The organism is Brevundimonas sp., from assembly GCF_035626535.1.
Lineage (GTDB): Bacteria > Pseudomonadota > Alphaproteobacteria > Caulobacterales > Caulobacteraceae > Brevundimonas.
On the sequence record NZ_DASPNO010000058.1, the window covers coordinates 63,350 to 81,425 of the forward strand.

Genomic DNA, 18,076 nt, shown 5'->3' on the forward strand with positions numbered 1-18,076 from the left:
TAGACCGGCGCGCGGGCCTGCGCGACAGTGCGTCACGACCTTGTGGAGAGCGCGGCATGTTCAGGACCCCGGGGCTGTTGCTCGCCGCGCTGCTGGCCAGTTGCGCCCCGGTCGCGGCTTCTTCGCCCGTGCAGGACGCGGCCCGTTCCGCGGCCGGCGAGGCGGCGGTCTTTCGGGCCGACATCGTCGCCGAGCTGAACGCCGCCCGCACCGATCCCGGCGCCTATGCCCGCAAGGCCCGGGCATTGCGCGCGCTGTTCCGCGGCGACCGGATCGAACGGCCCGGCGAGACCGCCTTGCTGACCCGGGAAGGTCCGGCGGCGGCCGACGAGGCCATCGCCTTCCTCGAAGCCCAAACCCCGCTGCCGGTGCTGCGCGAGAACCCGGGTCTGAACCGGGCCGCCGCCGATCATGCGAGGGAACAGTCCCGGACCGGCGCCGTGGCCCACGCCAGCGCCGACGGCTCCAGCCCGTCGGACCGGATGCGCCGTCAGGGCCGCTGGACGGCGACCGGGGAGGCCATCGCCTACGGGCCGCACCGGGCCGAGGACGTCATCCTGCAGCTGATCATCGACGACGGCGTGCCGGACCGCGGCCACCGCCGCATCCTGTTCAATCCGGTCTATGAACTGATCGGCGTCGCCTGCGCGCCGCATCCGGTCTGGCGCGAGGTCTGCGTGCTGGACTTCGCCCGCGCGGCCTAGGTCCTGATCGCCTTCAGCCGGTAGAGCGCCTCCAGCGCCTCGCGCGGTGACAGTTCGTCCGGCTCGATGGCCGCCAACGCGTCCTTCAGCGCAGAAGACGGCGGCGGGGAGGGCGGCTCGGCCATGGCGAAGAGAGGGAGATCGTCGAGGCTGATCGCTGCCGATTTCTCGCCCTCGAGGCGATCGAGCACCTCGCGGGCGCGGCTGACCACCGCCGCCGGCACCCCCGCCAGTTTGGCCACCTGCACGCCGTAGGAGCGGTCGGCGGCGCCCGGCGCGGCCTCGTGCAGGAAGACGAGGTCGCCGTTCCACTCCTTCGCCTTCATCGACAGATTGCAGACGTGGGCCAGCCGCGTCTCCAGACCGGCGAGCTCGTGATAGTGGGTGGCGAACAGGGTGCGGGCGCGATTGCGGTCGTGCAGCGCCTCCGCCACCGCCCAGGCGATGGCGAGACCGTCGTAGGTCGCCGTGCCGCGCCCGATCTCGTCGAGCACCACGAAGCTGCGGTCGGTGGCCTGGGTCAGGATGGCGGCGGTCTCCACCATCTCCATCATGAAGGTCGAACGGCCGCGGGCGAGATCGTCCCCCGCCCCGACCCGGCTGAACAGCCGGTCGACCACGCCCAGCCGCATGCTCCTGGCGGGCACGAAGGCGCCGGCCTGGGCCAGCACCACCAGCAAGGCGTTCTGGCGCAGGAAGGTCGACTTGCCGGCCATGTTCGGGCCGGTGACGATCGACAGACGGGCGCAGCCGGCGCCGGAGCCGTCCAGCCGGCAGTCGTTGGGGGTATAGGGATCGCCGGCCGACTTGACCGCCGCCTCGACCACCGGGTGGCGCCCGGCGGCGACCTCGAAACAGGCGGTGTCGTCGACGACGGGCCGCACCGCCCCGACCTCCTCGGCCCACTCGGCCAGCGCGGCGTGGGCGTCCAGTTCGGCCAGCGCCTCGGCCACCGCCTGCAGCGGCTGGGCCAGAGACTGGACGGTGCGCCGCCAGACCTCGAAGATCTCGCCCTCGATGGCCAGGGCGCGGTGGCCGGCCTGACTGATCTTCGCGTCCAGCTCCGACAATTCGACGGTGGTGAAGCGGACCTGATTGGCCAGCGTCTGGCGATGGATGAAGGGGCTGTCCTCGCTCGGCCGCAGCAGCGGCTCGGCGGCCTTGGCCGAGGTTTCGAGGAAATAGCCGAGCACCGCGTTGTGGCGGATCTTGAAGGGCACGCCCGAGGCGGCCGCCGCCCGCGCCTCCAGATCGGCCACAACCCGGCGGCTGTCGTCGCGCAGCTGCCGGGCTTCTTCCAGTTCGGGCCGGTAGCCGGGCGCCACGAAGCCGCCGTCGCGGGCCAGGTGCGGCGGCTCGGCGACCAGCCCCTCGGCCAGATCGACCAGCAGCCGCCCGGTCTCGGGCGACAGGGTGAGGCGCTCGAGACAGGCCGCCAGCCGCGCGGGCGGGCCGGTCAGCGGGTCGCGCTCCGGCGGGAACAGGCCGGCGATGCTTTCGGCCACCGACAGGCCGGTGCGGATCGCCGCCAGATCGCGGGGGCCGCCGCGCCCCAGCGCCAGCCGCGACACGGCGCGGGCCACGTCCGGCGCCCCCCTCAGCCCGTCGCGCAGGTCGCGGCGCAGGTCGCGGCGCTCCAGCATCCATTCGACGGCGTCGAGGCCATGATTTATGGAGGCGGTGTCCCGCAGCGGCCGGGCGATGCGCTCGGCCAGGGCCCGGGCCCCGCCGGCGGTCACCGTCCGGTCGATACAGGCCAGCAGCGACCCGTCGCGCTCGCCGCGCTGGGTCCGGTCGATCTCGAGGCTCAGCCGCGTGGCCGGATCGATGGCGAGGAAGCCGCTGTCGCCCGAGCGGCGCGGCGGCGACAGGGCCGGAATCTTGCCGGCCTGGGTCGTCTCCAGATAGGCGGCGATCAGGCCGAGCGCCGAGACCTCGGCCTCCTCGAAGGCGCCGTAGCCGTCCAGCGAGGCGACGCCGTACAGCCGTTCGACGCGGACCCGGGCGCCGACAGGTTCGGCCAAGGCCTGCGGCAGGGCCTGGACCACGCCGCCCGACCCATCGAGGCCCGCCCTCGCCGCCTCGTCGGAGAACAGCCGGTCGGGGACCAGCACTTCCGACGGCCGGAACGAGGCGAGGTTGGCGGCGAGGTCCTCCAGCGCACAGGCGACCACGTCGACCGACCCGGCCGACAGCTCGACCACGGCCACGGCCGCACGGCCCTTGCGGATCGCCACGGCGGCGAGCCGGTTGGCTCCGCGCGCGTCCAGCAGGGAGTCCTCGGTCAGGGTGCCCGGCGTGACCACCCGGACGATGTCGCGCCGCACCACCGCCTTGGAGCCGCGCTTGCGCGCCTCCGCCGGGGCCTCCAGCTGTTCGCAGATCGCGGCCTTGAAGCCCTGCCGGATCAGCCGGGCCAGATAGCCATCCAGCGCATGCACCGGCACTCCGGCCATCGGGATGTCCTCGCCCTGGTGCTTGCCGCGCCTGGTCAGGGTGATGCCCAGCGCCGCCGCGGCGATCTCGGCGTCCCTGAAGAACAGCTCGTAGAAATCGCCCATCCGGAAGAACAGGATCGCATCCGGCGCCTGCGCCTTGGCGGCGAGGAACTGGGCCATCACCGGCGTCACGCCCTCGGCGGACGGCATCTCGGCGGCTTTCGGCGGATGGGCGAGGGGCGCGTTCATATGAGCGCCGCAAGGTGACGGAATGCGCGAGGGCTCTCAAGCACTCCCTTGCGGCAATCGCATCCGGGGTGCGAGATGGAGTTGGGAGGGTTCCCCCTTGGCGAGAAAATCACATCCAGCCAGGCCGAGCGTGCGCCTGTGGGGCGCGATCCGGGTCTGGACCCTTCTGTTCCTGATCTTCTCCGCCGCCAATGTTGCGGCTTACGGCTATCGGCTCTGGCTGCTGAACCAGCTCCCGTCCGACACCTGGATGACGGAGCTGAGTTTCCTGTCGGACTATCTCCCCGGGGCTGAGGCCGAGATATGGGTGTCGGGTCTGGCGGGCCTGCTCTACGTCCCGACCTATGTGATCGCGGCCATCCTCGTCCTGATGTGGTTCCTCCGGTCGATCAGAAACGCCCACGCCCTGAGCAATGGCGTGGAGACCTCGCCGGCGTGGGTGATCTGGTGGTTCATCATTCCGCTGGTGTCCTTCTGGAAACCGTACAGCATGGCCAGCGAACTGTGGCGCTCGAGCAAGGCGCCTGACAAGTGGAAGGGGCTGCCGGATCCCGCCCTGCTGAGATGGTGGTGGGCCTTCGTGCTCTTTGGAGGCTTCGTCTTCAGCGCCAGCAACATACTCAGCCGGACGGCGGAAACGGCGGGCCAGGTCGCCATCGCCGACTCGGTCGTGATCGCAGGCCACATCCTGCACATGACGGCCGGAGTCCTGTTCCTGCGGATCGGCGGTCCCATCTCGAAGCGACAGACTGACCTGATCGCAGCCGGCCGGATCGCACCGTCTCCGCAACAGCCGGGCTGGGCGGCCTGAGCCTCTTGCCCCCATCCATCCGGCCTGCGACAAACGCGGCAGGCGGTTAAGGGAACGCGGTCCAACACCGCGGCTGTGCCCGCAACTGTAGGCGGCGAGACGGTCGATCATTCCGGGGCTTCGGCTCCGGCGTCACTGGCCAAATCCTTCGGGGAAGGCCGGGAAGGCGCGATCCTCCGTTTTTGACCCGCAAGCCAGGAGACCTGGCCGCCGACGTCGCACGTCCGCTGTCCGGGACCAGGCAGAGGCGCGGTGATCCGTCGAGGCGACCCGACACCTGCGCCGTCCTTCCGGGGACGGGTCGGTCGCCCTTCCCACGTCGCCGCGATGCGCTCGCGCGGGGACGACGGAGACATCGCTGATGCGATCCCTGCTTCTCGCCACAGCCGCGGCCGTGTTCCTCCCCCTGTCCGCCCACGCCCGGGCCGCGGATGACCCGGACGACGCGCTGCCCGAGGTGGTGGTCACCGCCACCCGCCTGCGGGCCATCGTCGCCGAGACGCCCGGCGCGCGGGTCATCGACCGCCGGACCATCGACCAGCGCGGCGCCGTCTTCGCCGCCGACATTCTGACCGACGTGCCGGGCCTGTCCGTGGTCCGTTCCGGCGCCTTCGGCGGCGTCGCCCAGGTGCGGATGCGCGGCGCCTCGCCCGGCAAGACGCTGGTGCTGATCGACGGCGTGCCGGTCAACGACCCGGCCGAGGTCAACGGCGCCTTCGACTTCTCCGGCCTCGAACTGTCCGACATCGAGCGGATCGAGGTGCTGTCGGGGCCGCAGTCCTCCCTGTGGGGCTCGGACGCCATCGGCGGGGTGATCGCCTTCACCACCCGCGAACCGGACGGGCTGGCGGTCGAGACCGAGGCCGGGTCGTTCGGAACGGTGCAGGGCCGGCTTGCGGGCGGCGTCTCGACCGACCGCTACGGCTTCGCGGCGTGGGTCTCAGCCTTCGACACGGACGGCGTCTCGGCCGCCGACGAGGCGGACGGCAATCCGGAGGCGGACGGCTTCACCTCGGCCACCGCGGGGGCGCGCGGCCGCTACGCTTTCCGCTACGGGCTGTCGGTGGACGGCTCGATCCGCTGGACGGAGGGCGACGCCGATCTCGACGGCTATCCGGCCCCCGCCTTCGTTCTCGCCGACACCTCGGACACCCAGACCAGCGAGCAGTGGTCCGGCTTCGGGCGGCTGCGCTTCGACGCCCTGGGCCTGTCGCACCAGTTCAGCGTCTCGGCCTCGGACATCGCTCGCGAGACCGTCTCGGCCTTCCCGTCCGCCTTCGAGGCGGAGCGTCAGATCTGGCGCTGGCAGGCCGACGGCGCGGCGGCGGGCGTGGCCTTCGCGGTCGGCGCTGAACGGGAGGATACCGAAGGCAGCCTGTCGACCGGCCTGAGCGAGGAGCTCGGAACCACCTCCGCCTTCGCCACCGCCCGCATCGAGCCCACGGACCGGCTGAGCCTCTCCGGCGCCCTGCGCCTCGACGATACCGACGACTTCGGCTCGAAGACGACCGGCCGGGCGTCCGCGGCGTTCGACGCCGGCGCGGGCGTCACCCTGTCCGCGGCCTGGGGCACGGGCTTCAAGGCGCCGTCGATCAGCCAGGCGGTGTGCGACTTCTGCTTCTCGTCGCAGCCCTTCCCGGTGCTGCGCCCCGAGACGGCGACCGGCTATGAGGCGGCGGTCGGCTGGGCCTCGGCGGACGGGCGGATCGAGGGTCGGCTCACAGCCTACCGGCTCGAGGTCGAGGACCAGATCACCTACGTCTTCGATCCCGCCACCTTCGACAGCTATTACGTCAACGTGGCCGAGACGGCGACGGAGGGGCTCGAGCTGGAGGGCCGCGCCCGGCTCGGCGGCGGCTTCGATCTCAGCCTCGCCTGGGCGTGGACCGACGCGCGGGACGAGACCACCGGGGCGCGGCTGTTGCGCGTGCCGGAGCAGGCGGGATCGGCGACGCTTGGCTGGACGGGCGAGCGGTTCTCGGCGGCCCTGACCGTGCGCGGCGAGAGCGACCAGGACGACGCGGGCGGCGTGCGCGAGGCCTTCGTCACCGCCAACCTCAACGGCTCGTACGCGCTGACGGATCGGGTCTCGCTGACCGCGCGGATCGAGAACCTGGCGGACGAACGCTATCAGCAGGTGTTCGGCTACGGCGAGCCGGGGCGATCCGGCTATGTCGGAGTCAGGCTGCGCTACTGACGCGGCGGAAGCCGGCGGCGGCGACCGTCGCCGGCTCCAGCTGCAGGGCGGCCCAGTCGAGCGCCGGCGTCGGCGCGTTGGCGGCCGCCACCACCGCCCGCAGCTCGGCGGCCGAGGCGACGCTGGCGATCACCGCCGAGACTTCCGGCAGCCCCATGGCGTAGGCGAGCGTCGCCTGCATAGGGTCGATGCGCGCCTCGGCGAGGCGGCGGCGGATACGCGACAAGGCGTGGGCGTGACCGGCCATCTCCGGCGGCAGCGGCTCGCCGCTGATGAACAGCAGGCCGTCGGCGAACACCGAGGTGGCGTGGACGTCGACCTTCAGCGAGGCCAGCTCCGGGAGGACGCCGGCGTGCTGGATGCGCTGGTCGAGCAGATTGATCGGCAGTTCGACGATGTCGGGCTGGAAGCGTCGCGCCAGCAGGGCCGGACCGTCCTCGATCTCGGCCCGGAAGCCGATGCGGCGGAACAGGCCGCGCGCCTTCAGCGCCTCGAGCCGGTCCCACAGGGCGCGGCCCTCGGCCCCGGCGAGGTCGCCGGCGCTGGAGACCAGCAGCGCATCCCCGCGCGGCAGGCCGAGCCGCTCCAGCGAGCGGCGGGCGCGGGCCTCGACCCGGTCGACGCCGTCGGTGATCGAAATGGTCCGGACGGTGACCTGGAAGGGTGAAGGGAAGGGCCAGGCCTGGCCCAGCCGGCGCTCGCCGTCGCCGTCCGGCTTGGTCGCCACCAGGGTGACCCCGGCGTCCGCCGCCGTCTGCAGCAGGAAGCGCAGGGCCTCCTCGCGCGCGCCCGCGGGAAGGGGAGCGTAGGAATTCACCGCCCGCACGGGCTCGTGGACGACCGCCACGGCCAGTTTGTCGATCAGGGAAGGGGCGCGATTGGGGAGCACCTTCGGACTGTGACGGTGAAAGTTTAAGGCCCCCCTTCCGAGACCTTGACCGAATCTTACCGCCGGAACGGCGGTTCCCCGATTTGGGTCAGGCGGCCTGTTGCGAGAGCGCCTTCAGTACGCCCGCGCCATACCGGTCCAATTTGGTCTGACCGACCCCGGGAATATGGGCCAGCCGCTCCAGATCCCCCGGCTCCGCCATGGCGATTTCCAGCAGAGTCTTGTCCTGGAATATCACATAGGGCGGCACCCGCTGCTCGGCCGCCCGGTCGCGCCGCCAGGCCCGCAGCGTCTCGAAGCGGGCGCGCACGTCGGCGTCCATCGATTCCAGCGCGGCGTTGCGTCCTGTGCGGACCCGTTCCCGCGACGCCGTGGCCCGGGCCGGGGCCAGACGCACCTCGATGGTCCGCTCGCCGCGGTAGACGGCGCGCACCGCCTCCGGTTCGCCCAGTCTGACCAGCGGTTTGCCCTCGTTCGGGTCCTCGACCAGCAGGCCCTCGAACATCAGGTGGTCGAGCACGTCGCGCCATGTGTGCAGCGCCGTGTCGGCGCCGATGGCCCAGGTCGACAACGCCGTTTCCCACGGCTGGGCGTCCCTGGTCTTGCCGAGCAGATGGTCGATGACCCGCCCCCGGCCGAACCGCTCGCCCAGCCGCTGCACGGCCGCCAGCGCCTTCTGGGCCTGGACGGTGGCGTCGAACAGGGCCGGCGGGTCCTGGCAGATGTCGCAGACGCCGCAGGCCTCGGCGTCGCCCTCGCCGAAATAGCGCCGCACGGCCTGCGGGCGGCAGACCGCGCCGTCCAGCATGGCGAACAGCTGGCGGGCCTTGCGCACCTGCACGGCCTTGACCTCTTCCGCCATGGGCCGGCCGTCGAGGCGGCGCAGCGTCCAGGCGATGTCGGACGGGCCGTACAGGGTGACGCCCTCGGCCGGGTCGCCGTCGCGTCCCGCCCGGCCGATCTCCTGCCAGTAGGCCTCCAGCGAACCCGGCGGATCGGCGTGGATGACAAAGCGCACGTCGGCCTTGTCCACCCCCATGCCGAAGGCGATGGTCGCCACCATCACGGCGCCTTCCTCGGCCAGGAACCGTTCCAGGCGGCGGTCGCGGTCCCGCGCCTCCATGCCGGCGTGGTAGGCGATGGCGTTGGTCCCGGCGTCCCTGAGAGCCTGGGCCACTCGCTCGCAGCCGTCGCGCGAGCCGCAATAGACCACCCCCGACTTGCCGCGCCGCTGACGCACCAGTTCAATGACGGCGGCGTCGGTGCGGGCGCGCGAGCCGTTGTCCTTGCGCACCGCCGAGAGCTGCAGGTTCGGACGGGCGAAGCTGTCGACCACGATACGGGCGTCGCCGAGCCGCAAGGAGCGGACGATGTCGTCGCGGGTGCGGGCGTCGGCGGTGGCGGTGACGGCGATCCTCGGCACGCCGGGGAACAACTCGGCCAGACGGCCGAGGCTGCGGTAGTCCGGTCGGAAGTCATGTCCCCATTGCGAGACGCAGTGCGCCTCGTCGATGGCGATCAGCGACAGCGGCAGGTCGTGCAGCCGGTCGATCAGATGCGGCTGGGCCAGTCCCTCAGGCGAGACATAGAGCAGGTCCAGCTCTCCGGCCCGCGCCGCGCGCCAGATCTCCGACCGGTCGTCCAGCGACACGCCGGAATCGAGCCGGGCCGCGGCCACCCCCTGCTGCTTCAACGCCTCGACCTGATCGGTCATCAGGGCGATCAGCGGCGAGACGACCAGCCCGAGCCCCGAGCGCAGCATGGCGGGGACCTGGTAGCAGACGCTCTTGCCGCCGCCGGTGGGCAGCACGGCGAGCACGTCGCGGCCGGCCAGCACCTCCTCGACCACCTCGGCCTGCCGGCCGCGGAAATCCGCGTGGCCCCAGACCCGCTCCAGCGTCGCGCGCGCCTCCGCCAGCGACGGCGAGGCGGCAGGGTGGATTGAGTCGGCGGGCATCGCCGCCTTGTGCCTCATTTGTTCCGGCGTGTGAACGGCCGGTTTCAGCGGGGCTCGACGGCGACCTCGGCCCGGATCGAGTTGGCGATGTAGCAGGCGTCGTGGGCGCGGTGGTGCAGATCGTCGAGCGCCGCCGCGTCGGGCCGCCGCTCGCCCGAAAAGTCGACGGCGGGGCGCAGGGTCACACGGGTGATCGACATCCTGCCCCGGTCGTCGCGGCCCATGACGCCCGACGCCTCGTCCCGATAGCGGTCGACCACGAAGCCGGCTTTCGCCGCGAAGGCGAGGAAGAACAGCATGTGGCAACTGGACACGGCGGCGACCAGCGCCTCCTCGGGATCGACCGCCGCCGGGTCGGACATCGGCTCCGGCACGCTCGACGGCGCCGACGAGCCGCGCACCACCGCCCCGCCGTCGAAGCGCCAGTCGTGCGCCCGGCTGTAGTGGTTGTCGGAGAAACTCTGGCCGTCGCGGCTCCATTCGACGGTGGCGACGTATTCGCTCATGGCGGCACTCCGTGCGCTGTTCCGGTGCGATGACCGAACCGTGTAGCTGCACGAACGCCGGAAACCCAGTCCGCGCCTTGATACGGCCGGCGACCCGCCTTATCCCCGGACCATGCCCGCGCCCCTGATCTGCCCGTCGATCCTCGCCAGCGACTTCGCCCGCCTCGGCGAGGAGGTCGCCGCCCTCGAGGCGGCCGGCGCCGACTGGGTCCACGTCGACGTAATGGACGGCCATTTCGTGCCGAACATCACCATCGGTCCCGAGGTGGTGAAGGCGCTGCGTCCGCACACGAACCTGCCGTTCGACGTGCACCTGATGGTCGCCCCCGTCGATCCGTGGCTGGAGGCCTATCGCGAGGCCGGGGCGGACTATCTCACCGTCCACCCGGAAAGCGGGCCGCATCTGCACCGCACTCTCGGCCGGATCCGCCAGCTGGGGGCGAAGGCGGGTGTGGTGCTGAATCCCGGCACGCCGCTGACGGTGCTTGAGGAGGTCATCGAGCTCGTCGATCTGGTGCTGCTGATGTCGGTCAATCCGGGCTTCGGCGGCCAGTCCTTCATCCCGTCCACCTTGCGCAAGATCGAGCGTGCCCGGGCCCTGCTCGACGTCGCCGGGTCGAAGGCGCACCTGCAGGTCGACGGCGGGGTGACGGCGGCCAACGCCGGCGCCTGCGTGGCCGCCGGGGCCGACGCCCTGGTCGCGGGCACGGCGGTGTTCCGCGGCGGCCCGTCGGCCTACGGCGACAACATCCGGGCGCTGAAGGCGGCGTGAGTCCTCTCGGTCCCTTCAGCCGCGCCGAGGCCGACACCCCCGCACCGGGCGAGATTCCCGGCCTGCGCGGGGCGCCGATGCGGACGCCGGTCCGCACCACGGAGGCCTCTACGGGACCGGGCCTGTGGCCCGCCGTCGTCGGCCGGCTGCTGACCCGCCAGATGTGGATCGAGCTGTATGGCCTGCCCGGCTACACCCTGACCCTCAAGGGCCGGACCGCGCTGGGCTTCGCCGCCACGCCGCGCGACTTCCGCCCCGTCGATCCCCTCCCCGGCAAGACCACGCTGGGCGGCAAGTTCGTGCTCGCCGGCGCCAGCCTGGAGGCCGCCGCGCCCGAGGACCCGTGGAACCGCCCCAGCCCGACCCGCGGCTTCGCCGTCGAACTGCACGCCTTCGCCTGGCTGCCGTCGCTGATGCTGCAGGGCGAGCGCGGCGCGCGCGAGGCGCTGCGCCTGAGCCTGACCTGGGCGACCGTTTTCGCCCGCTGGTCGCCATTCGCCTGGGACCCGGGAATTCTCGCACGCCGCACCTTCAACCTGGCCTGCGCCGCCCGCCGCATGGGTCAGGTGGCCACCGAGGCCGAACGTCTGCGGCTCGCCGATGTGCTGGGGCGCCAGGCGCGCCAGCTGCTGCGTCCGCCCGGCGGCGTCGCCGGCAAGGCCGAACGCCTGATCGCCGCGGCCGTGGCCGGCTGCGCGCTCGCCGGTCCGTCGGGACTGGGCCTGCGCCGCAAAGCCCTGCGCGCCCTGCCCGGGGCGCTGGCCCGGACCATCGGCGAGGACGGGGGTCACGCCTCGCGCAGCCCCGAGGCCGGGCTGGAGCTGCTGCTCGACCTGCTGACCCTCGAAGACGCCCTGGCGCAGCTGTCGGAGCCGGCCCCCGACGCGATGCGCGCCGCGATCCGGCGCCTGACCGCCGCCGTGCGTTTCCATACCCTGCCTGATGGCCGGCTGGTGACCCTGCAGGGCGGCGGTCCCTCCACGCCCGCCCGGGTGGCGGCCGCGGTCGCTCATGACGAGGTCGAGGAGACCACGGCGCCGTCCGGGACGGTGGCCGGGGTCGCCCGCATCCGCAGCCCCCTGCTGACCGTCGCCGCCGACGTCGCGCCTCCCGCCCGCGCGGGCTGGTCGTCGGCCGCCTGCGCCCAGCCTCTGGCGCTGGAAATCGTCTGCGGCCGCGACCGGCTGGTCACCGGCTGCGGCTGGACTCCGCGCGCGGCCGACCGGCAGGGGCTGCGTCTCGGCCCGGGCCATTCGACCCTGTCCCTCGGCGAAATCTCGACCGGCGCCCCGCTCGGCGGCTGGAAGGGCGAGCTGCTCGGGCATCGCCTGATCGGCCGCCCCCTGCACGTCGAGGTCCACCGCCGCGACGGCGAGGGCGCGGTCTGGCTCGAGGCCGAACACGACGGCTGGGTCCAGGATTTCGGTCTGCTGCACCAGCGCCGCCTCTATCTGGACCAGCGGCTGGACGAGGTCCGGGCCGAGGAGCGGCTGCACCCCGCGCCGGGCCAGAAAGACGTCGTCCGCGCCATCGCCGCCCCCTACGCGGTGCGCTTCCAGCTCGAGCCCGGGGTGCAGGCGTCACTGGCCCGGGACCGCCGTTCGATCCTGCTGCGCGGCCATTCGGGACGAGGCTGGTGGTTCCGCACCGACGGACCGGACGTGGCCATCGAGCCATCGGTGCATATCGACGAGGGCCTGACCCGGCGCTCGCTGCAGATCGTCGTGCGCGGCTCGGCCCGCACCGATTCCGAAACCAAGATCCGCTGGAAGCTCAGTCCCGCGGGTGCGGGCGGCGATCCGACTTGAGTGCAGGCTCGTTCGGGACCATCTGCTGTCTTCCGCGTTACGACTGATCCGACACAGGACCGCCATGAGCTTCGCCGATCCCACCACCCTGCCTGACGACCTCATCAAGGAGGGGTCCGACGCCGGCTTCATGGCCGACGTGGTCGAGGCGTCGAAGAGTCAGCCGGTGCTGGTCGACTTCTGGGCCACCTGGTGCGGGCCCTGCCGGACCCTGACGCCGATGCTGGAGAAGGCCGTCCGCGCCGCCGGCGGAGCGGTCAAGCTGGTCAAGATCGACGTCGACAGGAACCCCGCCTACGCCAGCCAGCTGCGCGTGCAGTCGATCCCCACCGTCTACGCCTTCGTCAACGGCCAGCCGGTCGACGGCTTCCAGGGCGCGGTCCCGGAAAGCCAGCTCAAGGCCTTCATCGACAAGCTGACCGGTGGGGAGAGCGCCAGCTCCGACATCGAGCAGCTGATGTCGATGGGCGAGGAGTCCCTGTCGCTCAACGATCTCGGCGGCGCCGCCCAGGCCTTCGCCCAGGTGATGACGCTCGAGCCCGGGCACGAGGGCGCCATCGCCGGCATGGCGCGCGTCTATCTCGCCGACGGCGACGTCGATCAGGCCCGCCAGACCATCTCCATGGCCCCCGCCGACTCGAAGAACGCCCAGGTCCAGTCGATCCGGGCCCAGTTGTCGCTGGCCTCGGCCGCTCCGGCGGGCCCGAGCGCCGAGCTTGAGGCGCGCGTCGCCGCCGACCCGTCGGACCACCAGGCCCGCTACGATCTGTCGCTGGCCCAGGCCGCCGCGGGTGATCTGGGCGGGGCGGTCGACAGTCTGCTCAAGATCGTCGCCGCCGACCGCGAGTGGAACGACCAGGCCGCCCGCAAGCAGCTGCTGACCGTGTTCGAGGCCGCTGGCCCCGCCTCTGACGTCGCCCGGGACGGCCGCCGCCGTCTGTCCTCCATCCTGTTCGCCTAGGGGACCACGCATGGCGCAGGGCTATGTCAGGGCGGCCGACCTGCCGCAGGTCATTCCGGTCTTTCCCCTGCCCGGCGCCATCCTGCTGCCGCGCGGCCAGCTGCCGCTGAACATCTTCGAGCCGCGCTATCTCAACATGATCGACGACGCCATGGCCGGGGACCGGATCATCGGCATGGTCCAGCCGCAGGCCGGCTCGCGCGTCACGCCCAAGCTGTCACCGGTCGGCTGCGCGGGCCGCATCACCAGCTTCGCCGAAACCTCCGACGGCCGCTATCTGATCACCCTGACCGGCTGCGCCCGCTTCCGCCTCGCCAGCGAGTTGCCGACGCAGACGCCCTACCGGCAGGTCCGCGCCGACTTCACGCCGTTTGAGGCGGATCTCGCCGCCCCGCCGGTGGACGACGTCGGCCTTGACCGCGACGGCCTGCTGGAGGCCCTGCGCGCCTATCTCGAGACGCGCGGGCTGGATATCGACTGGGACACCGCCGAGACCGCCCCGCCCGAGGCTCTCATCAACAGCCTGTCCATGGCCCTGCCGTTCGAGCCGCCCGAGAAGCAGGCGCTGCTGGAGGCGGCCAGCCTTACCGACCGCTCCACCGTCCTCACCGCCCTGATGACCATCGACGCGGCGGAATCAGGCGACGGCGACGCCCCGTCGATGCAATAGTGCGGGCATGAGCGACACCTTCAACACCCCCGTTTCCGTCGACCCCCGCCTGCTTGAAGTGCTGGTCTGTCCGGTCACGCGCGGCCGGCTGACCTACGATCGCGAGCGCCAGGAACTGGTCTCCAGGGGGGCGAAGCTGGCCTTCCCGATCCGGGACGGCGTGCCGATCATGCTGGCGGACGAGGCGCGCAAGCTGGACTGAGCACCCGCTAGAAGCTCATCCCCCTGAGCAGCCGCGGCAGGTCGCCGGTCGCGCCGCCGGCCTCGTGCATGAAGGCCCGGCGCAGGGGGGCGATGCGGTTGACGGCGGCGATGCCGAGATCGCGCGCCAGACGCACCGGGGCGATGTCGTTGGAGAACAGCCGCACGAAGCCGTCGAAGCCGGCCGCCAGAGCGGCGTTGTCGAACCGCCGCCACCGGGCGTAGCGGTCCAGCACCGTCTCAGAGCCGATGTCCTCGCCCAGACGCAGGGCCTCGACCAGCACGTCGGCCAGGGCCGCAGCGTCCTTCAGTCCCATGTTCAGCCCCTGTCCGGCGACCGGGTGCACCGCATGGGCGGCGTCGCCGATCAGGGCGGTGCGCGGCGCGGTCAGCTGCTCGGCCAGCTGCAGCGACAGCGGATAGACGAAGCGCGGCCCGAGCACCGAGACCTCGTCGAGGAACTCCCCGAAGCGCCGCATCAGATGGGCGTGGAAGGCCTCGTCGGAACAGGCCTTCAGCGCCTCGGCGCGGCGGGTGGTTTCGGTCCACACCAGGCTGGCGCGGCGATCCGTCAGCGGCAGGATGGCGAACGGCCCGGACGGCAGGAAATATTCGTGCGCCACATTGCCGTGGTCACGGCCCATCTGCACCGTCGCCACGACCCCGCTCTGCCCGTAGCTCCAGCCGACCGTGTCGATCCCGGCCTCGCGACGCACCCGTGAGCCGCGGCCCTCGGCCCCGACCACCAGCGGGGCCTGCAGCGTCGATCCATCCTCCAGCCTGACCGCCGCCCGGCCCGGCCCGGCGACCACCGAGGCGACCGAAGCCGGCGCGCGCACCTCGATCCCCGCCGCCGTCACGGCCTCGGCCAGCGCCGAGCGGATGCGCCGGTTCTCGACCATATAGCCGAGCGGCTCGCCCTCGGTGCGGTCGCCGATCTCGTCCGCGTCGAAACGCAGGAAGGCGGACGAGGCCGCCCGCGACGCAGCGCCCGGCCGCCGCCCGTCGGTGACGAGGATGCGATCCATGCGGCAGGCGTGCGGGCGAAGGCCCTCGCCCACGCCGAGCGCGTCCAGCATGCGGAAGGTGGAAAAGGCGATCGCCGTCGACCGGCCGTCGAAGGTCGGCGCCAGCTGGGCCAGGAACGGCTGCGGATCGACCAGCACCGCCTTCAGCCCGCCCTGCGCCGCGGCGAGGGCGAAGGTCGCGCCCGCCATGCCGGCTCCGGCGATGATCACGTCGTGACGGTCGGTCTGGCTCATGGGTCCTGTTTCGCGCCGCCGGGAGCGCCCGTCCAGCGCCGTGACGTCGCGGTGGGTAAACAGCCTCTTAACCCTGCCCGGGCGACAACGGACCGAGTCCCGCTTCCCGGAGCCCGCCGCCGCATGTCCGCCGCCCTCGCCCTCGGCCACCGCGCCTTCGAGAGCGCCCGCATCGTCTGGGCCGCGCCCTTCGTGGTGCGGTTCCGCGGCGTGCTGCAGGCCCTGCTCGCCGCCCTGCTGCTGGCCGCGCTGATCTCGTGGAATCCGGCCGACCCCAGCCTCAACGCCGCCTCCTCCGCCGCCCCGACCAACTGGCTGGGGCTGAACGGGGCCCTGTTCGCCGACCTGTTCATGCAGTCGCTGGGTCTGGCCGCCTGGCCCGCCGCCCTGTTGCTGATCGCTTTCGGGCTGGCGGGAGCCATCGGCGACGCCGTCCAGCAGCGGCTGAAGCCGACGCCGTTCAAGGCCCTGTCGGCCACCGTCGGCGTGCTGGCCCTGTCGGCGGCGCTGTCCGCCCTGGCGCCGCCCGCCGCCTGGCCGCTGGCGGCCGCGCTGGGCGGACTGTGGGGCGACGCCCTTGTGGGTCTCGTGCGCATGGCCTTCGAGGCGCTGCGTCTGCCCGGAGCCGCCATCGGCGCGGCCGTCCTGTTCCTGCCGCTGAGCCTGTGGAGTCTCGGCTACGCCATCGGCCTGCGCGTCTCCGATCTGCGCGACGGCGTCGACTGGGCGCGCGGCTCGCGCCGGACCGGTCCGCCGTCGGCCTCCCGCCGCAACCCCGCCAAGGCCCCGCCCCGGCCCCGGCCCGCGCCCGAACCGGACGACTACGCTCCCGTTTCGCTCGACGCCGACGACGGCCCGCCGTGGCAGGAACCGCTCCCCGCCCGCAACGCCCCCGAGCCCAGGGTCGCCGCCACCAGGGCTCCCAAGGCCTCGCGCCGCGAGATCGACGACAGCCAGGCCGCCTTCGACTTCGCCCGCCCCTCCACCGGTTTCGACCTGCCGCCGCTCGGCATGCTGACCAAGCCGGCCAAGCGCGTCGCCTTGGTCGACGAGGAGGCGCTGAAGCAGAACGCCAGGATGCTGGAGGGCGTGCTGCAGGAGTTCGGCGTGCGCGGCGTCATCGACCAGATCCGCCCCGGCCCGGTCGTCACCCTGTATGAACTGGTCCCGGCCCCGGGCGTGAAGCATGGCCGCGTCGTGGCCCTCAGCGACGACATCGCCCGCTCGATGAGCGCCCGCGCCTGCCGGATCAGCGTCGTGCCCGGCCGCAACGCCATCGGCATCGAACTGCCCAATGCGAAGCGCGAGACCGTCTATCTGCGCGACCTGCTGGCCTCGGCCGAATACGACAAGCCGGCGCATCTGCTGCCGCTGGCGCTGGGCGAGACCATCGGCGGCGAGCCCTATGTCGCCGACCTGGCGCGCATGCCCCACCTGCTGATCGCCGGCACCACCGGCTCCGGCAAGTCGGTCGGGGTCAACGCCATGATCCTGTCGATCCTCTACCGGCACAGTCCGGCGGAGTGCCGCTTCATCATGATCGACCCCAAGATGCTGGAGCTGTCGGTCTACGACGGCATCCCGCACCTGCTGGCCCCGGTCGTCACCGATCCGAAGAAGGCCGTAGTCGCCCTGAAGTGGACCGTCCGCGAGATGGAGGACCGCTACCGCCGGATGTCCAAGCTCGGCGTCCGCAACATCGCCAGCTACAACGAACGGGCCCGTGAGGCCCAGGCCAAGGGCGAGCATTTCGAACGCACCGTCCAGACCGGCTTCGACGATCAGGGCCGCCCCGTCTACGAATCCGAGAAGATCCGCCCCGAGCCCATGCCCTATCTGGTCGTGGTCATGGACGAGATGGCCGACCTGATGCTGGTCGCCGGCAAGGACGTCGAGGGCGCGGTGCAGCGTCTGGCCCAGATGGCCCGCGCCGCCGGCATCCACCTGATCATGGCCACCCAGCGCCCGTCGGTCGACGTCATCACCGGCACCATCAAGGCCAACTTCCCGACCCGAATCAGCTTCCAGGTCACCTCCAAGATCGACAGCCGCACCATCCTCGGCGAGCAGGGCGGCGAGCAGCTGCTGGGCCAGGGCGACATGCTCTACATGGCCGGCGGCGGCCGCATCACCCGCCTGCACGGCCCGTTCGTGACCGACCAGGAGGTCGACGAGGTCTGCAAACACCTGCGCTCGCAGGCCGAGCCGGACTATCTCGATCTGATCACCGACGATCCGGACGGCGACGGCGACGCGGCCTTCGAGGACGAGGGCGGCGGCTCGGGCGACGATCTCTACGACCGCGCCGTGGCCGTGGTCACCCGCGACCGCAAGGCCTCGACCAGCTACATCCAGCGCCGCCTGCAGATCGGCTACAACCGCGCCGCCTCCCTGATCGAACGGATGGAGCAGGAGGGGGTGGTCAGCCCCGCCAACCATGCCGGCAAGCGCGACATCCTCGCCGGCCCGCCGCCGATGGTCTGACCGCCTTTCCGCCCCTCCGACCGGACTTTCGAGGCAACGAACCGGCTCCGTCGGCGTTCGTCAGGGCCGCCGTCGGCCGCGCGATGCTGAACAGGGCTTCATCGGAGCGCCTGAATATGGTCAGGCTGGGGTCACGCCCCCGCCAGACCCGTTGCGCAAGACGGCAA

The 18,076-nt window shown here is 72.1% G+C and carries 14 protein-coding genes and 1 riboswitch; of the genes, 9 read left to right on the top strand and 5 right to left on the bottom strand.

All coding sequences use genetic code 11. From position 1 onward, the window contains the following. Window positions 1-56: 56 nt before the first annotated feature. Entirely contained in the window at window positions 57-704 is a 648-nt protein-coding gene (locus VEC04_RS08795) for a CAP domain-containing protein (RefSeq protein WP_324775909.1), read from the top strand. Here VEC04_RS08795 and mutS read toward each other — a convergent pair. Then, window positions 701-3,391 (bottom strand): DNA mismatch repair protein MutS, encoded by a 2,691-nt coding sequence (mutS, locus tag VEC04_RS08800; RefSeq protein WP_324775911.1) that lies wholly within the window; start codon window positions 3,389-3,391, stop codon window positions 701-703. The two genes, VEC04_RS08795 and mutS, sit on opposite strands and share 4 nt — an antisense overlap. Window positions 3,392-3,521: 130 nt before the next feature. Here mutS and VEC04_RS08805 point away from each other — a divergent pair, with 130 nt between their 5' ends. Together VEC04_RS08805 and VEC04_RS08810 are read left to right on the top strand one after the other, a co-directional pair. Beyond that, window positions 3,522-4,202 carry a DUF4328 domain-containing protein gene (locus VEC04_RS08805; RefSeq protein ID WP_324775913.1) on the top strand — a complete coding sequence of 227 codons (681 nt, stop codon included), beginning with the start codon at window positions 3,522-3,524 and terminating at the stop codon, window positions 4,200-4,202. 27 nt (window positions 4,203-4,229) lie between these two features. Further along, window positions 4,230-4,427: riboswitch (cobalamin riboswitch) on the top strand. Window positions 4,428-4,563: 136 nt separating this feature from the next. Continuing rightward, entirely contained in the window at window positions 4,564-6,399 is a 1,836-nt protein-coding gene (locus tag VEC04_RS08810; protein WP_324775915.1) for a TonB-dependent receptor plug domain-containing protein, read from the top strand. On the opposite strand, the gene VEC04_RS08815 is transcribed toward VEC04_RS08810, so the two are convergent. The 3 genes from VEC04_RS08815 to VEC04_RS08825 all read right to left on the bottom strand — a co-directional run bounded on the left by VEC04_RS08815 (window position 6,383) and on the right by VEC04_RS08825 (window position 9,751). Continuing rightward, window positions 6,383-7,288: an aldo/keto reductase gene (locus VEC04_RS08815; RefSeq protein WP_324775917.1), complete on the bottom strand. Its 906-nt coding sequence runs from the start codon at window positions 7,286-7,288 to the stop codon at window positions 6,383-6,385. The genes VEC04_RS08810 and VEC04_RS08815 overlap by 17 nt on opposite strands. Before the next feature lie 88 nt (window positions 7,289-7,376). Then, window positions 7,377-9,245 carry a DNA helicase RecQ gene (gene recQ / locus VEC04_RS08820; protein ID WP_324775919.1) on the bottom strand — a complete coding sequence of 623 codons (1,869 nt, stop codon included), beginning with the start codon at window positions 9,243-9,245 and terminating at the stop codon, window positions 7,377-7,379. 44 nt (window positions 9,246-9,289) lie between these two features. Continuing rightward, window positions 9,290-9,751 carry an OsmC family protein gene (locus tag VEC04_RS08825; protein ID WP_324775921.1) on the bottom strand — a complete coding sequence of 154 codons (462 nt, stop codon included), beginning with the start codon at window positions 9,749-9,751 and terminating at the stop codon, window positions 9,290-9,292. A 112-nt stretch (window positions 9,752-9,863) separates the two neighbouring features. Here VEC04_RS08825 and rpe point away from each other — a divergent pair, with 112 nt between their 5' ends. From rpe to VEC04_RS08850, 5 genes are all read left to right on the top strand, one after another. After that, the gene (gene rpe, locus VEC04_RS08830; RefSeq protein WP_324775923.1) at window positions 9,864-10,523 is read left to right on the top strand and encodes a ribulose-phosphate 3-epimerase; all 660 of its coding nucleotides are present in this window, start codon (window positions 9,864-9,866) and stop codon (window positions 10,521-10,523) included. Continuing rightward, window positions 10,520-12,331 (top strand): heparinase II/III family protein, encoded by a 1,812-nt coding sequence (locus tag VEC04_RS08835; protein WP_324775924.1) that lies wholly within the window; start codon window positions 10,520-10,522, stop codon window positions 12,329-12,331. Before rpe ends, VEC04_RS08835 begins: the two co-directional genes overlap by 4 nt. A 64-nt stretch (window positions 12,332-12,395) precedes the next feature. After that, entirely contained in the window at window positions 12,396-13,292 is an 897-nt protein-coding gene (gene trxA / locus VEC04_RS08840) for a thioredoxin (protein WP_324775926.1), read from the top strand. 10 nt (window positions 13,293-13,302) lie between these two features. Next, window positions 13,303-13,962: an LON peptidase substrate-binding domain-containing protein gene (locus tag VEC04_RS08845; protein WP_324775928.1), complete on the top strand. Its 660-nt coding sequence runs from the start codon at window positions 13,303-13,305 to the stop codon at window positions 13,960-13,962. 7 nt (window positions 13,963-13,969) lie between these two features. Then, on the top strand, window positions 13,970-14,164 hold the full coding sequence (locus VEC04_RS08850; RefSeq protein ID WP_324775930.1) for a Trm112 family protein: 195 nt from the start codon (window positions 13,970-13,972) through the stop codon (window positions 14,162-14,164). A 7-nt stretch (window positions 14,165-14,171) separates the two neighbouring features. Here the strand turns inward: VEC04_RS08850 and VEC04_RS08855 are convergent, their stop codons facing one another. After that, window positions 14,172-15,425 carry a UbiH/UbiF/VisC/COQ6 family ubiquinone biosynthesis hydroxylase gene (locus tag VEC04_RS08855; protein ID WP_324775932.1) on the bottom strand — a complete coding sequence of 418 codons (1,254 nt, stop codon included), beginning with the start codon at window positions 15,423-15,425 and terminating at the stop codon, window positions 14,172-14,174. A gap of 123 nt (window positions 15,426-15,548) precedes the next feature. Here VEC04_RS08855 and VEC04_RS08860 point away from each other — a divergent pair, with 123 nt between their 5' ends. After that, entirely contained in the window at window positions 15,549-17,909 is a 2,361-nt protein-coding gene (locus VEC04_RS08860; RefSeq protein WP_324775933.1) for an FtsK/SpoIIIE family DNA translocase, read from the top strand. Window positions 17,910-18,076 lie beyond the last annotated feature (167 nt).